4 protein-coding genes are annotated in these 17,715 nt (G+C 54.2%); all 4 read left to right on the top strand.

Going from position 1 to position 17,715, the window contains the following annotated elements; all coding sequences use genetic code 11:
• Positions 1–2 precede the first annotated feature (2 nt).
• The 4 genes from ACO4XG_RS00030 (at position 3) to ACO4XG_RS00015 (ending at position 17,563) form a co-directional block, all read left to right on the top strand.
• Entirely contained in the window at positions 3–1,064 is a 1,062-nt protein-coding gene (locus tag ACO4XG_RS00030; protein ID WP_308509267.1) for a serine hydrolase domain-containing protein, read from the top strand.
• 45 nt (positions 1,065–1,109) lie between these two features.
• The gene (locus ACO4XG_RS00025) at positions 1,110–1,355 is read left to right on the top strand and encodes an acyl carrier protein (RefSeq protein WP_308509266.1); all 246 of its coding nucleotides are present in this window, start codon (positions 1,110–1,112) and stop codon (positions 1,353–1,355) included.
• 3 nt (positions 1,356–1,358) lie between these two features.
• The gene (locus ACO4XG_RS00020) at positions 1,359–2,834 is read left to right on the top strand and encodes a class I adenylate-forming enzyme family protein (RefSeq protein WP_308509265.1); all 1,476 of its coding nucleotides are present in this window, start codon (positions 1,359–1,361) and stop codon (positions 2,832–2,834) included.
• Positions 2,835–3,244: 410 nt separating this feature from the next.
• Complete coding sequence (locus ACO4XG_RS00015) at positions 3,245–17,563, top strand: InlB B-repeat-containing protein (RefSeq protein WP_308509264.1); 14,319 nt, start codon at positions 3,245–3,247, stop codon at positions 17,561–17,563.
• The last annotated feature ends 152 nt before the right edge of the window (positions 17,564–17,715 follow it).

Raw genomic sequence — 17,715 nt, 5'->3', positions numbered from 1 at the left:
TGTTGAAGAGCAAACATCTTTTTACACTTGCCTCGGTTGCGATGTTTGTATTCGTGTTGCTTGTCGGGATTCGCATATATTTGGCAGGTGGTGCAGAGCGTCGCGACCGGGCTTACTCGAAAAAACTGGACCGGATTCTCAGCGATGCAAAGTTTGAGGGGAGCTACCTGCTCGCCAGAGACGGCAAGATTATCGCTTCCGGCGGAAGAGGAACCGTTTCGGCGGACAACCAGACACCTATCGGACGCGATTCGACAGTGGCGATCAACTCGCTGACCAAACAGTTCACGGGTGTTGCGATTTATCAGCTTTTGAATGAGGGCAAGCTTCGCTTAGACGCACCAATCGGCACATATCTGCCCGATTGTCCTTACGGCGGTCAGGTGACGGTACAGCAGTTGCTTGAGATGAAATCAGGTCTGCCGAATTTCTCGGATGAGCAGTCGCTTCGAGACAAGTACGGAGATCAGATTTACAGCGGTATGGATCTGGCGGCTTTGCGCGCAGATGTTTTTGCGCTGCAACTCAAGACAACGCCGGGAGAGACTTTTGAATACTCCAATACGAACTACTATTTATTGGGACTCATCATTGAACAGCTGAGCGGTGAGAAGTATGAGGATTATATCCGGAAGAACATCATCCAAGCGGTTGGAATGCGGCATACAGGCTTCAACTGGAATGATGCAGAGGTGAGACCCTTTGACCCGCAGAAGAACGGAGACGGCAGAGAGTTTGCACCGGCATTTACGTTCTCGGCAGGCGAAATGACCTCGACTGTCATAGACCTTTACCTCTGGCAGAACTATCTCTACGGCGGTGGTTTTCCGGGCATTGTGCCGCAGGACCTGTTCAAAGAGAACGGCTATCATATGGGACTTAACCGAAAGGATGGTGTGTTCCGGCATGCCGGTGCGACACACCTGTACCGCTCCAATATGCTCTATGACACGAACACCAAAGAGCAGATCATACTTCTTGGACGCAGGCCGGAGAGTGATTTAAATGAGCTGACCGATGCCTTGAAGGAGTGGCTGACCCACGAAGAGGCGTCGAGACAATAAGCAGCTGGTAACGAATGGGTTTAGAATCGAAAGGAGACAAACAGTATGGAACGCGAAGAAGTCATTGAGAAGGTCATTGCAGTTATCCGGGATGTGATGGATGTGAATCAGGTCGAGATTGACGAGGACACGGAGATGCAGGAAGATCTGAACATCGATTCGCTGGATTTCTATAGCCTGCTCGGCGCGCTGGAATCCAATTTCCACATTCGCATGCCGGAGAAGGAACTTGCCAACACGGAGACCGTTGGTGACATTGCGGACGCAGTGATTCGTCGCATGGGGAAGTAAAGCATGGTATTTGTCGATATTTTAGAAGAGATTGTTCGTGCTTATCCAAAGCGGGAGGCTTTTTGCTATCGGGATGCGGAGAGCGGAGAAATCTGTACCGTGTGCTTTGAACGTTTTCTGGAAGATGTGTCGCGTGCAGCGGCATACTGGAGTGAGAAGCAGAAGTGTCTGTCGCCGGAGGAACCGTTCCGCGTCGGTATCGCGGCCGATAACTCCTATCCGTACTTTGTCGAATATCTCGGTGTAATTGCGGCAGGCGGTGTTTTCGTCCCGTTGAATCAGAGTTTCGGGGCAGCGCGCGTGTTGGAATTTGCCGCGGAAATCGGCATTCCCTATATGATGGCAGGAGCGGCTCAGCTCGCAGACAGCGAGTATGCGGCAGAACTGAACGCAGCCTATCCGGCAGGGCGCTTGTTGCCGCTCGACCACGTTTTTGCGGAGAGTTCAAAGTGTGAGGCGCTCGAGGAACTGTATCGAGGAGAAGAGGACGACACCATCCTCATGTTGCTCTCATCGGGTACCAGCGGGCGCTCGAAGATTGTAGAGATTACCAACGGAAATCTCTGTGCTTATCCGGCGGAAGTTTTCAATGGACTTCGCGCGGAGAGAGAGCGCGGAACGCTGCAGCACTATGAAAATCTGATTATCCTGCCGTTTTTCCATATCGGCGGCGTGATTCCGATTATGGGAGAACTTGCACGCGGCAACTGTCTCTTTATCAGCAATGCGCGGCAGTTCCTGCAGGATCTCAGTGCGCGGCAGTTCGGGAAGCTCATTGTCGCACCGGCGATGATGAAGCGGATTCTGGAGCGCGCCGAGAAAAATGAGAAAGTCGCAAAGACGCTTGACTCCGTACAGGAGGCGCTTTGCCTCGGTGCCGCAATGAGCCCCGTGCTCATCCAGGCACTGCATGCGCGCAACATTATGCCGCGCACGTATTACGGTCTTACCGAGACTACCGGTACGGTGACATATCGCGGCCCCTATCGGGACGGCGCCTGTTGCACGGTCGCTGATTTCTGCGAAATCAAGATTGAGGACGAAGAAATCTGTGTCCGCGGCAAGAATGTGATGAAGGGTTACTATAAAAATCCTGCGGCGACAGCGGAGGCAATTCGCGACGGCTGGTTCCACACCGGCGATTTGGGTCGCATCGATGAAGACGGCTATCTCTTTGTGACAGGACGGCGCAAAAATATCATTGTCCTCTCGAACGGAGAGAATGTGAGCCCGGAAGTTCTTGAGGATAAGCTCTATGCCTGCCGGTTGATCGACGAGTGCATTGTCTTTGGCGACGGAGAAGAAATTGCAGTCAATATTTTCTCTGTGGCAGCGGCGGCAGAGGAGAGCAAGGCAGAAGAGGTTCGTGCATTCATCAAGGAACTGAATCGCACATTGCCGCGCGCAGAACAGATTCGGAAAGTTAATTTGTCGGCAGAAGAGTTGCCGAAAAACAGTACAGGAAAGCTCCTGCGGTGAAGTGGCAGAGAGCGGCTTTGAGACCGGAAGCGGAATTACGGGCCTCAAAGTCGCTCTCTTTTTGTGTGCGGACAGCCCTTTCCGTTTTTTACATTTATGACAAGTTATAAATGAAGAACCGAAATAATATTATGCAAAAAAGCATAGAGTGAATAAATAGTCGTTCTATATCTGTGAAAAATATGCATTTTATGAAAAGAAAGCAAAAATTACTTTATTCCAAGCAGATGCTACGGATAAAAATCAATAAAAATTAAGATGTCAGCGTGTTTTAATGGACACAGAAAAGAAAAATATGCTATTCTATTCCGAGAATGTCAAGAATTAGTATTAATTACTGATTTGGGGAATGACCGTAGAGAAGCGTATATCTCTGCGGCAGCAAAGAACAAAGGAGGATCGGAAGATAGATGAAAGAAGGAAGAAGGAGAGGGATATGGAGAGTTGTAGCGCTCATTCTGGCGGTTCTGCTCATTGTAGAGTCGATGCCTTTGAATGCGCTCGCAGCGGCCTATCACCGCTACAGCACAGCGGGAAATAACAGCTATATCCCGTTGGTTTCATCGCAGGATGACGATGACGGCTGGGATGAGGAAGACCGAGACGGTGATCTCATAGATGACAGAGATCTCAGTGCTTTGGGAACCTTGTCGCTCGGCTGGAATAATCGTCTGGCATCGGGAAACAATGCATCGATGAGCAATGCGCTTCTCATGACTTCGCTTCTCGCTATGCCGGCCACTGCGACCAATGCCTATCGAAGCGGTGCCTGGTCAGGTCCGACAGAGGGAGGCGTGCTGACGGCGGCAAATAACTATATCCGTCTGGACAATGCGAATACAGTGTTAAAGCAGCCCTCTGACTTTGCCATCGGCAAATACGGAGAGCGTACCTTTAACCTTGAGTTCGGTGTTCGCCCTGAGGAGATTCCGCCGGCCGACCGGTCCAAAGTCGGAATTGAGATTCTGATTCCGGCGGGATTCGATGTGCAGTCGGTTCCGACGCCGAGCGGTTCGCCGTTTACGAAGCAAAATACGGCAGACGGTCAGGTTTTGATTGCAAGACCAAATGTAGCAGTCGCGGGTGTGTCGGGTCAGATTACGCTGCAGCAGAATGCGCTTCAGTTAATCAATGACCTTGCGCTCACGGAGGGTAAGTATCGATTCCAGATTCGCGTGTTCAAGAATTACGGTACGCCGCAGCAGACGCTGCTTACAACGACGACCGAGACCATTGAGACGGCTTCGCTTTCGCTTGAGACGAGCAACCAGAATCCGACCTATACGATTACGAATGACTCGGACAGCTTCTCCTGGATGCCAGGTGATATTTCGTTCGCCAATGTGGGTAGAAGAGCGGGCTCCACGAACTCCGGGACGACCAGCGCGGATAGCGATGCAAAGATGCTTCTGGCTTCCGGCAACTACAGCAATGACAATCTGGTTACACATCAGCGGAAGGGTTTCCAGGTCTCTGTACATAAGACAGAGGGCTATATCGGTCCCGGTGCACAGTTTGAGTTCAAGCTTCCGGATGAGGGAAATCTCTTTGAGAAGCGCGGTGTCTTGTTCTACTGGTTTGAGAGCGATGACGGCATCACGCTGCCGGTGCGTCACATAGGTGATTATAATTCGTCGCTGACCGCAACTGTGCCGTGGAGTGACGGCATTTACCGCTTTGATGCCAACACGCTCTATACGAGATTCAGCGGTACGGACTATGCCAAGGTCGAGAGACAAAACGCGAATGTCTCCAATGTGGACTTGTTTCGCAAGGCCGGTACATTCCATTTTATGTTTTTCCCGGTTGTGCGTTACAACCAGCTCTATACGGGAAACTGGACAGCGACCAATCATACGGCAGCAGTCGGTTCCGAGTTCAAGGCACCTGACAACGAACTGCTCGGAGACGTGAGTGTAACCGGAACGCCGCTCAAGTTTAACTTCATTCAGGGAACACAGCCGATTACGCTGGATACGCTTACCCTGCTGGATGCGGCAATTGCGGGTACATTTAACGGTAGCAATATTAACAGTTTGCCGCAGTATGATTCGACGCATCCGGAGTGGTCCGACTCCAGATTGTTGGAGGCACAGGCCCGTTTTAATGATGGCGCAAATAATTTCAAAATTCAGGATGACCTGAAGGTAGTCTATGATTTCGGAGAGGAGCTCGCGCCGGTTCACTTTGAGAATCTGGGCACCGGTAAGGATAACGGCCTCAGCTATCGCTTTTATATTAAAGACGCGGTGACCGGTGCGATTCGCTTAAAGACCATACTTGCAGAAGGACTTTCCGCAAGCTATACGCCCCAGACGGTTTCTTATGATGGCGTAAACTACTCCGAAAATGCGGCGAGCATCGTCGACGGCACGGGTGTGACGAGCTATGACTTTACCGAGGCGGACAACACTTCAAACACGGAATATATTGCCCGCGTAGAGGTGTTCAAGGATATTTACGGTTACAATACGCGCGGTGCCTATTATAACCGCGACTATGCGAGTATTCCGGTCAATGTCTGGTTCAACTATAAGCTCCGCGCTTATCACCACAGAATGTCGAATGGTCAGGATATTCCCGATAATTTTGCAGCACATGTGAACCGGAGCATCAGTTCGAAGCAGATTCTCGAAAACGGCGGTCAGCCGCTCACCAAGGATGTTACAATCAAAACGCGTCATCTGGTGGACCGCCTCGATGTGGTTCCGCTGAATACCTATGGCGTATTTGAGGTCAACAAGCACTCTGAGATCAATCCCATCCTGCGCTTTGGTGTGACGAAGTACGCCGAGACCATGGATTACAATGTGGACACGAGCGGAAACGCGTATGCCTACGGTGATCCAAACTATAATCCGCCTGTCGTGGAAGTCTCCGGGGCAGGTGTTGAAATTACGGATCATCTCGAGAAGGCAAACCAGCGCCTTCTCGGTTTCTGGGACGAGAACGATGTCTATCATGATTTCCAGGCAGATGGCTTCGACCCGGATCAGCCCGCCTATCTGAAAGACGGTGTCAACATGTATTCGGACACCAAGCTCACAGTCATGGGAGATCCGAACGATACAGGTGCTTTTGAAGGTCAGGTCTATGACCTGGAGGCGATTTTCAATCACTACGGTGTTCGCTACGCTAAGCGACTTGTCCTTGCGCAGGAGAAATTAAACGACTGGAAAATCAGCGGACTCTTTGAGACGCGCTGGACACGCCTTTTCGCGCAGCAGGTTACACCCGGACATCTGAACTATGACAATGTAATCGGCACGAACGGTGCCGCGGATCTTCCGAAGCGCGTCTCCGCAGAGGGCAGACTCTACTGTGAATACAGCGACTATAAGTCCGAGCGAGTCAACGGCGGTGCACCGCACGATGCGAATAAGCCGGGTGGCACACCGTCCGGTCACGGCACGGCCTGGCCGCAGACCTTGCAGAGCGCTCAGTTTGTGCTCGGTGATAAGGCAAAGGGAATTTCGGTCAAGGATTTTGATTATTACATCAATCCGTTTACACCCACTACGACTTATTATAAGCAGACCGATCTTGTGAATCCCGGAACAGCGACCGAGTACGACCGCTCCAAGATGAAGGTCAATACCGAGGGCCTCGGTGCAGATCAGAACGCCGAGGATGTTGTCGGCAAAAGAGAGATTGAGCTCACACGAATCAGTGTCGACAACAGTGATGTGCCGACGAACTATAATGTCACAACGAAGGCACAGCTCGCATATCGCAATGTCGTATATGATTTTACAGGGACGGATGCAAGACTTTTGTCCCTGACGAATGTGGTGAGTTTCGGTCCCTTGCTCAGCAACCGCTATTCGGTGCCGTTTGAAATCGAATACACACTTTCGAACGGACAGACCAAGACAATCTCGGATCTCGCGAAGTATTCTTATGCACCGAATTCGCACGGGCGCATGTTCGTGCAGTTGCCGGATGTGGATATTGCCAACGGGGTCTATGTGACCGCCCTGAAGGTGAAGGTGCCGAGCGACTACAACTGGGGACAGAACAGCCAGAAGTACGGAAAGGATCCCGCAGAGAACTCAAAGCGCATGCTGCCGGAAATCGGCCTCGGCATGTACAATGTCTCCGTGCCGAAAAAGTATCCGGGCACAAATGATAAAATCGGCTCTGTCAGCGACCACGAGAGCGACGATTCCTACGACAAATTGACCGTTAAGGCGAAGCTCAGTTTTGAGGATGTTTTTGGTACGACCACTTCGTATGACGCGACGGGAACATCCGAGCGAATTGCAGGGCAGAGAGTGCTGGTCGATCACATGGGACTTTCGGTGAGCTACGGTTCCACCAATACCTATCAGGGAAACATTCTTCAGGTAGGTCTGGTGAATGGCTTCACTGCCAGTGACACGACCTCTTCCATTGTGAAAGCACAGGCGTTGAAGATACGGCCGACCTATTATTATAAAATTGACAAGAATTTTAACTATGTCGATGGTTCACTTGTAGCAACTGCAGGGTTGAAGAATGGCAATAACCCGCCGGGCTTGAATCCGCAGACGATTCCTTCGGGAGTTGTCACGCACTTCGTGCCTGCGGGCACGGGAGCCGGTCAGTCCGGTAGCGATGACTACGGTATTCTTGCAGTCTCGTATGAGAATGTGCCGGAGGCGGATTTGGCATCGGGCGAGGTTCAGCTGGAAAACTACAACGGAACGGCGTTGTACGGCGGCTATTACAGCCTTTCATTCAAATTGCAGGCAAAGTACAATGCGAAACCGGTCAATGTGCGACCTGTCATGGGTGTCTGGATGGACACAGATTTTGACGCAGACCGCGACGGATCTCAGGGCGGAAATCCGCAGGGGGTGGCGGTTGAACTCGCCAACAGCCGGAACCAGCTTGTGAACGACGGTCCGGTCGGTGTGGACTTCTTTAACCAGGGAACCGCAAAGATTTCGGCGGCAACAGGGAAAGCCGAGATGCTCTATGCGGACACAACAACCCTCCACAAGATTAACCAGCAGGCAATTCTCGGTTTACTTGCGTACGCGCAGTCCACGATTCCGTTCAACGAATCGTCGACCGAAGTTTCGAGCCGGGACATTCGCTCGAACGAAAACATCTTTAGCACGAAGGTCTACATTACGGGCGATAACTCGCAGAACACGAGTCACTGGGAGCTCTATATCCCTGTCATGAAAAAGGGAGAGCGCTACAACTATACGAGCGGCGGCACGACCAATCAGACCGCGCCCAATGAGTACGAATTGGATTATTACGGCGTCGACACTTCAACGCTTGCGGGCTTAAACTATTCCGTCGCGTATACGACGGATCCGAACCCGGGAGCCGGCGGCTATGCAACAGCAAAAGCGGCAAACTATTCGGCGACAGTTCCGGCCAATAAGGCGGATGTCACGATGGTTCGTGTGAAGATTGACAATGTGAATCCGAGCAAGAAATCGTTTGTAAAGGTTCAGTACAAGCTCCACGATCCGAAGTCACTTCTCGGAAACATGAAGAACCAGAATGTGGTCTTTGGTAACTTCAACATGGGCAGTAGCACGACGCCGTACTTCGGCGCAACCGGTCAGGCCAGCCTTCCGCTTACCTATACGCTGAAGGATATGGAAATCAGCGGTTTCGCCTGGGATGAGACAGACCGAAACTCGACCTACAATGCCGGAACCGACAGCCTCTTACAGAACGTTCGCTTCCGTGTATATGATCCGGCGACCAATACACAGGTACAACTGAACTCTGCGCCGAACGGAGATTTTCTGGTCAACAGCGGAGCAAACGGTAGCTATACAGTTTTGGTGCCGCATGACGGCAACTGGATTGTGGAAGCGGATACAAGCGGTCTTGGGGTGGAAAAGAAGCTGGTGTTGCAGAATAAGAATGGCAGACCGGCGATTGACTCTGCGTTTGACCGCGAGACGAATCGCGTGACGACTTCTGTGGTTGTCGATCCCTACCGAAATCTCTACAGCAGAGAGAATGTAAATGCAGGCTTCTATACGGCGCCGAAGATTACGCTCAACAATCTCCGGATTCCGGTTAACGGCGGCACGACGCCGATTACGGCAGTCGTCACGGATCCGGTGACACCGGGCGTCACGTTCAGCCTCCTGAGCGGCCAGCCGACAGATATTGTTACAATTCAGAATTCCGGAACCGCGACCGGCAGTGCAACACCGCAGAAGACCGGTATGGTTACGGTCACGGCGGAAACGGATGACGGTTACGGCGGCAAGGTGAAGACCACGGCGACCGTTCAGGTCTACACCGACATCGAATATGACGCGAACAACGGAACGGGTACAGTCTCTCCGAACGGGGATCAGCTGTATCCTTCCACGGATAATACGGGGGCGGACGCGCGTACCGATGAAGGCATCGCAAAGTCGGTCAGCGGAACCGGAACGGACACGGGCTTTACGCGCCCGGGCTATCTTTTCACGGGCTGGAATACCGAGGCCGATGGCAGCGGCCAGAACTATGCACCGGGGGATACCGTAAAGACGGGGGCGAGAACGACACCGCTGAAACTTTATGCGCAGTGGCAGCAGCTCACGCCGGTGGCCGAGGCATTTAAGATTAAGAAGAATGTCTCCGGTGACTGGGGAACACTGCCGAATACGGAAGTGTCGCCGCTGTTGCCTTCGAACTTCAAGTTTGTCATGACCAGCATCAGCGCGAATGCGCCGATGCCGGTAGGTGCAACGAGTACGACCAATCCGTCGAATGTGACAGGAGCGATTGACTCGGTGCTCTTCAGCATGAGCAGCAGTGACTTCTCGGCGACTGTCACAAGCAAGGAAATTTCAACCGGCCTTCTGACATTCACGATGCCGGGCACTTACAGTTATGTGGTGCAGGAGCTGAATGACGGTGTAACGAATTATTCCTATGATTCGACACAGTACAAGGTGACCTACACTGTCACGACAGGCGTCGGCGGTACACTTGCCGCTCAGCGGAGTATTGAGAATCTCACGACGAGCGCAGTCAGCGGTCAGGTGGTCTTCGACAATGCCTATGACCTTCCGACGTATCAGATAACTTTTGACCCGCAGGGCGGCGATGTCACCCCGACAACGCAGACCGTAAAATACGGACACTATGCGGGTGAGCCCACCACGCCGGCGGGCAAGAGCAGCTCGGCGGGAGACAAGACCGGATATGACTTCAGAGGCTGGGTCTACGAAGTTCCGGATCCGTTGACCGGCACCATGACGGAAGTTCCGTTTGCTTTTGCGACCACTGCGGTCAAGCAGAACTATGCGCTCAAGGCGAAGTGGGAGCTCCGGAAACTCGTCGTTGTGGTGACGGATGCACCGAATGCGGACGGAACACACGCGAATGAGGAAATCTTCCGGAAAAACGATGTTCCCTACGGCACGACAACGGCAGAGCCGACACAGCCGTCGAACAAGGTCGGCTATCATTTCGATCGTTGGCTCGACAATGCGAACAATCCGTACGATTTCACGCAGCCGGTCACCAAGAATGAGACCATCCACGCGACATATCTGCCGAATGCCTACAAAGTTCGTTACAATGCAAATGCGGGAGATGCGACAGGTACGATGACGGATTCCGACCATGTGTATGATGTGGCCAAGAATCTGAACAGTAATGCGTTCAGTCGTCCCGGTTATATCTTTGACGGCTGGAATACCGAGGCGAACGGAAGCGGTACCAATTATACCGATGCACAGAGCGTGATGAATCTGACCACACAGGACAATGCTGTTGTCAATCTCTACGCGAAGTGGACGCCTGTGACCCCGGCTGTTGCGAAGCTCACGATTCAGAAGACGCTGATCGGAGATCGCGGCCCCATTGCGACCGGTGAGACAGCGCCGCTCGTGGCCGAAACCTTCAGCTTTACGCTGCAGGCGAAGTCGGCCGCAGCCGGAACTGCTTATCCGATGCCGACAGGGACAGCGGCAGGGGCACAGAGTCAGACCTATACGATTCCGACTTCGGATCTCGCAAGCGGTAGCGCGAGTGTGCAAACCGGTAATATCAGCTTCCGGTTCCCGGGTGTCTATGAGTACGAGGTGACTGAGGCCCAGGGAAGCGCGACCGGTTATACCTATGACAATAAAGTGTACACAGTGCGCTATACGGCGACACAGACCGGTGCCACCATTCATGTGACAACAGAACTGCAGGACGGTGCCGGCGCAGCTTTCACCGCAGTGACGAGCGGCGATGCGACAGCGGCTTTCACGAATGATTATCAGCTTCCGAAGTATCAGGTGGAGTTTGATGCGGACGGTGGCAGCGTGACGCCGGGCACACAGACGGGAATTAAGCGCGGCGGTACGCCGACAGAGCCGACTGCCGCAAGCCCGAGCACATCTCCGGCGGGAGACAAGGCCGGCCACCACTTCGTAGGCTGGTTTGAGGAGGATCCGAGCGGCAATATCTCTTCGACGCCTTACGACTTTACGGCGCCTTTGACCGGCAATAAAAAGCTGAAGGCAAAGTGGGACATCAACCAGTACCACGTCATTGTCAAGGAGCCGCATGATGCGGATCCGGGCATGCGGGATCATGAGTACCTGAACAATCCGAACGTGAACCACGGCGACACGGTGACCGCACCGTCGACGCCGAACAATAAGACCGGCTATCACTTCAACGGTTGGGTCGACCAGGGCGGCAATCCGTATACCTTCGGTACACCGGTCACGGGCGACACGACCGTCACGGCGACCTACGCGCCGAACAACTACAAGGTTCACTACGAGCCGAACGGCTCAAATGTGAGCGGCACGGTGACGGATTCGAACCATGTTTATGACGTGGCGAAGAACCTGAACCAGAACAACTTCACCCGCCCGGGTTACACCTTCGGCGGCTGGAACACCCAGGCGAACGGCGGCGGCCAGTCCTATACGGACCAGCAGTCTGTCACGAACCTGACGACAACCGACAACGGCACGGTCACGCTCTATGCAGTCTGGACACCGGTGAGCGGTGCGACAGAGGCATTCAGTGTGAAGAAGACCCTGACCGGCGATGTGGGCCCGCTCGCAAACGGCGAGACGGCACCGCTTACGGCAGAGAACTTCCGCTTCGAGTTAAAGGCAGTCAGCACGACGGCCTTCGGCTTGAGCGGTGCGTTGCCGATGCCGGCAGCGGCAGCCGGGCAGCAGACCTATGTGATGCAGCTCGGAACCGCAGGCCTCACCCTGGTTCGCGGTGTGACGGATACGCAGGCAGGCGAGAGCAACGGAACTGTGACAAGCGGCCTGTTCAGCTTTACGATGCCTGGCGAGTACGTCTATGAGGTGAAGGAGCTTGGCAACGGTGTCACGGGTTACACCTATGACAACAAAGTCTACACCTTGAAGTACAAGGTGCAGCAGGTCGGAACCATACTCACGGTGACGAAGGAGGTCAGCGAAAACGGCGGCAGCTTTACGGCCTTCACGGGTGCGCTTGACTTCACGAATGACTATCAGCGTCCGCGGTATACGGTGACCTACGATGCCGACGGCGGCAATGTGACGCCGCCCACCGAGACCGTGAAACACGGCAACAAGGCGACCGAGCCGCAGACGCAGACCGGCCATACCTCCCCGGCGGGAGAGAAGACCGGCTATCACTTTGGCGGCTGGATTGACACGGCGACCAATGCGCCGTACAACTTCAACACGCCGGTGACAGGGAACAAGAACCTGAAGGCAAAGTGGGACATCAACCAGTACCACGTCATTGTCAAGGAGCCGCATGATGCGGATCCGGGCATGCGGGATCATGAGTACCTGAACAATCCGAACGTGAACCACGGCGACACGGTGACCGCACCGTCGACGCCGAACAATAAGACCGGCTATCACTTCAACGGCTGGGTCGACCAGGGCGGCAATCCGTACACCTTCGGCACACCGGTCACGGGCGACACGACCGTCACGGCGACTTACGCACCGAACAATTACACTGTGCAGTATGACAAGAACGCAAGCGATGCGACCGGCACGGTACCGAATTCCACGCATGTCTATGACGTTGCACGGAATCTGAACAACAATACCTATACACGTCCCGGCTATGAGTTTGCCGGTTGGGCAACTACCCCGACCGGTACGGTCACATATCCGGATCAGCAGAGCGTGATTAATCTCACGACCCAGAACAACGGCGTTGTGAAGCTCTATGCGGTCTGGACGCAGGCCACACCGGCAACGGAGGCATTTGGTATTCAGAAGACCCTGACCGGCAATGTGGGACAGCTGCCGAACGGTGAGACGGCGCCGATTGTGGCGGATAGCTTTATCTTCCGTCTGACGGCGAAGCAGACCAATGCGCCCGGCCTGACCGCACTGCCGATGCCGCTTGGCACGGTGGCAGGTGCGCAGACCGCAGATTTCACGATTTCCAGTGCGGGATTAAGCTACGGCAGCTTCGGAACAGCGGCGACCGGAACGGCGGCAAGCGGTCTGATTACCTTTACGCTTCCGGGCGACTACTACTATGAAGTCACGGAGCTTGCGGGCTCGGCAGCCGGTTATACGTACGGCGGTGCCTCCAAGGTCTATACGCTTCACTACAAAGTCACGCAGAGCGGCACAACGCTCTCTGTGACAAAGGAGGTCAAGGAAGGCAGTGGTGCATATGTGCCGCTGACCGGCGCACTGGCCTTTGACAACAGCTATGCACTTCCGAGCTATACGGTCACTTTCAACGCACAGGGAGGCGATGTGACACCTGTCACGCAGACTGTGAAGTACGGACACTTTGCGACAAGACCGCAGACACAGGCGGGTAAGAGTTCTCCGGCGGGTGACCTTGCGGGCCACACCTTCCTGCATTGGAACAAACAGGGAGATTCGGCGACCACGGCTTACGACTTTGAGCACACGCCGGTCACGGGAAACATCACCCTCAACGCGAACTGGAGCACAAACAGCTATACCATCACGGTTACGGATTCACCGGATGCAAATCCGCCGCATCAGAACGAGGTGATTTCCAATACGACGGTGCCGTACAACACGCCGTCTACGGAACCGAATCGCCCGAATAACCGCACGGGTTATCACTTCGACCATTGGGAGAAGAATAACGATCCGTCGCACACACCCTACACCTTTGGCACACCGGTCACCGGCAATGAGACCATACATGCGGTCTATGCGCCGAATCGCTATACGGTGCGCTACAACAAGGATGCGGCAGATGCCAGCGGTACGGTGGCGGATTCGAGTCACACCTATGATGTGCCGCAGAACCTGAACAACAATGCGTTCACGCGTCCGGGCTATGAATTTGCGGGCTGGTCGAGAACGCAGGGAAGCACAACAGTGGATTTTGCAAATCAGGCAAGTGTTGTAAACCTGAGCGATACCGACGGCGCAGTGGTAGACCTCTATGCAGTCTGGACTGCGGCAACGCCGGTGACGACCAATGTCACGATTCAGAAGACATTGACGGGTGATATCACGACAACACCGGGCGGACTTGCGTCTCCGGTTACCCCGGAGACCTTCCGCTTCGAACTGAAGGCAATCAGTACAACAGCTACCGGCATCACGGCATTGCCGATGCCGGCAGCCGCAGGACGGGCGCAGACCGCAGTCCTCACGCTCAGCACCAACGATCTCACGGCCGGAAGCGGCAGTGTTCAGACCGGTAACATTACTTTTACGATGCCGGGCGAATACATCTATGAGTTGAAGGAACTTACGAGCACAACTGCGGGCTTTATCTTTGATCCGACGGTCTACAGCCTGAAGTACACAGTGACACAGAGCGGTACCACCCTTTCGGTGGCGGCGCAGAGTAAGACAGGCAGCAATGCTTATCAGAACTTTGCGGGAACGGCAAGCTTTACGAATGATTACCAGTTGCCGAAGTTCCGCGTCACCTATGACTCCGACCTCGGTAGTGCCACGCCGCCGACGGAGAGCAACATCAAATACGGTCATTTTGCGACGCAGCCCGGCAATGCGGTGGGAACTTCTTCCCCGGCGGGCGACAGAACAGGTTACCACTTCCAGCATTGGATTGATGTCCAGACAGGTCAGATTTTTAACTTCGGAGATCCGATTACGAGAGATGTCAATTTGAAGGCAGTCTGGGCGCGGAATACCTACACGGTCACGGTCAATGACGGACCGGATGCGACCACGCCGAATCAAAACATTTCGACGCAGACCGTAACGCACGGTGATCCTTCCACGGAGCCGAATCGTCCGAACAACAAGCCCGGCTATCATTTCGGTGGCTGGCAGACCGGCAGCAATACGCCGTATACCTTCGGTACGCCGGTCACAGAGAATCAGACGATTCATGCGACCTATACGCCGAATCACTACACGGTGCGCTATGAGGCAAACGGTAGCAATGTGAGCGGCACAGTGGCGAACTCGCAGCATACCTATGATGTTGCCGCACCGCTCACACAGAACAGCTATACGAGACCCGGCTATCAGTTTGGAGGCTGGGCAACCCGGCCGGATGGAACGGGCACGCAGTATACGGACCAGCAGTCTGTGATTAACCTCACGCAGGTGGACGGCGATACGGTATCGCTCTATGCGATTTGGACACCGGTTACACCTTATCAGCTGGATCTCGGTGTGCAGAAACTTCTGACCGGAGAAGTCGGTCTTTCCCTGGCAACCGGAGAGACTTCGCCGCTGAATACGGAAGCTTTCCGCTTCAAGCTCAGCGCGGTCAGCACGACCGCGGCGGGTGTCAGCGCATTGCCGATGCCGAACGGCACCGTCGGCGCACAGGAGACGGAGATCAGCATTAACGGTGCCGGAACCGGAACTTTCGGTCCGATTGACTTCGTCTATGAGGGCGATTATATTTACCGCCTTACAGAGGTACCGGGTGCGGCTACAGGTTACACTTACGATCCGGCGGTTTATGAGATTACCGTGCGGGTGAGCCAGTCCGGCATCACCATGAACGGCACTGCAAGCGTGAAGAAGAACGGCGGCACAGCAACAGCAGTCGCAGGAAATCTTGCGTTCAGCAATGATTATCAGTTGCCTCGTTTCAATGTCAGCTTCAACCCGGATGGCGGTTCGAATACACCGAATACGCAGACGGTTCGCTACGGCGATCCGGTTGTGACACCGGGAAATGCGCCGGGTACCAGCAGTCCGGCCGGTGACAAGACAGGCTATCACTTTAAGCACTGGGCGAAGCCGGACGGCACGCCGTATCATTTCGGTGATCCGGTGACGATGGATACGCCGCTCATCGCAATCTGGGAGATTAACCGCTACACGATTACGGTTACGGATGCGCCGGATGCAAATCCGGGATATCAGAACCGGATTATCACGACGGACAATCAGGTTCCGCACGGCACAGTGCCGACAGAACCCACCCACCCGGACAACAAGACAGATTACGTCTTTGATCACTGGGAGAAGCCGGATGGCACGCCGTATCGCTTTGACGAGCCGATGACGGGCAATATTACCGTCCACGCGGTTTACCGTCAGAAGCAGTACAATGTGACCTTCGAGCAAAACGGAAGCAATGTGATCGGCAACATGCCGAATCAGCACTTTAACGGCGGTGAGACCAAGCCGCTCACCGGCAACACCTACGCGCGCCCCGGTTATGTATTCAGCGGCTGGGGCAGAACGCCTGTGGCTACGACACCGGATTTTGCGGATGCACAGACAGTTTCGAATCTCACGGGAACAGACGGTGATACCGTGCATCTCTATGCAATCTGGACGCCGGTTACCCCTGCGGTGGTGTCGGTGCCCACGGTCATCAAGCAGATTACCGGAGATACGCCGCACAATGCGGGCCAGTTCAGCTTTACGCTGACAGCGGTCAGCTCCACGGCTTCCGGTAGTCAGACGGATATCCCGATGCCGGCGGCGGCCCAGGGAGACACTGACCGGATTACGGTAAACGGTGCCGGACAGGGGAGCTTCGGAACTATCACCTTCCGTTTCCCAGGCACTTATGTGTACCGTATTGCGGAGCTTCCGGAGGGCAGAAAGGGCTTCAGCTTTGATCCGGATGAAGTGACACTCACCTATATCGTGACGCAGAACGGTCTGAACCTGAATGTGGTAACGAGCGCGCAGAAGAACGGAAATCCCGTTACAGATGCTACGTTTATGAACCGCTTCACGGTGCCGGACTACACGATTACCTTTGACGGAAACGGTTCTTGGATTCGCATTCCGACGCAGTCGGTGCGCGAGGGCAACCACGGTACCGACCCGCAGACTACCATGCTGCGGACGGAGAGCAAGTTTATCGGCTGGTACTTAAACGGTCAGCCGTATGACTTCAATACACCGGTCTATGACGACATTACGCTGGTTGCAATGTACGAGGACAAGCCGAGCGAAGACAATTCCGGCAACAGTGGCGGAGGCGGTAACGGCGGCGGAGGCGGTAACGGTGGAGGCGGCAAATCCTCCCACCGGGACGGCAAGACAACGCCGAGCACCAATCCGTTGAATCAGGGTATTTCGGATACAACGGTGGTTCCGCCGGTATCTCCGACGGAACCGGTACCGAATCGTCCGGCAGAGGCGACGAGCACACCGCACGGTGAGGCAATTTCCCCGACAGAGCGCCACAAGACAACGGTGGTCACAGGTACAACGAAGAGAAGTAAGCGGGGCAAGCTGCCTAAGACCGGCGAGGCACCAATTTCAAACCCGCTCCCGCAACTGGTAACGCCGATACTTGCAGCGTATGCACTGCTGGCGGAAGAGAAGCGCAGACGGGAGCAGACAAAGTAACAAAACATCTCGGTCTCAGAAGGAGGCACTGTTTCGACAGTGCCTCTTTTTATGTGTTTTTTTGTATACTTGCTTCAAATCATTGCTTTCGCTTGAAGAAAATGAAAAGAAAAGTTAAAATAATTTTAAAAATATACGCGCGAATGCAAGTC

The organism is Stomatobaculum sp., assembly GCF_057248925.1.
This window is presented reverse-complemented; position numbering and strand designations above follow the sequence as displayed.

Coding starts and splice junctions, on each gene's coding strand:
- ACO4XG_RS00025 (WP_308509266.1), top strand. CDS start 1,110: ATGGAACGCGAAGAAGTCATTGAGAAGGTCATTGCAGTTATCCGGGAT.
- ACO4XG_RS00020 (WP_308509265.1), top strand. CDS start 1,359: ATGGTATTTGTCGATATTTTAGAAGAGATTGTTCGTGCTTATCCAAAG.
- ACO4XG_RS00015 (WP_308509264.1), top strand. CDS start 3,245: ATGAAAGAAGGAAGAAGGAGAGGGATATGGAGAGTTGTAGCGCTCATT.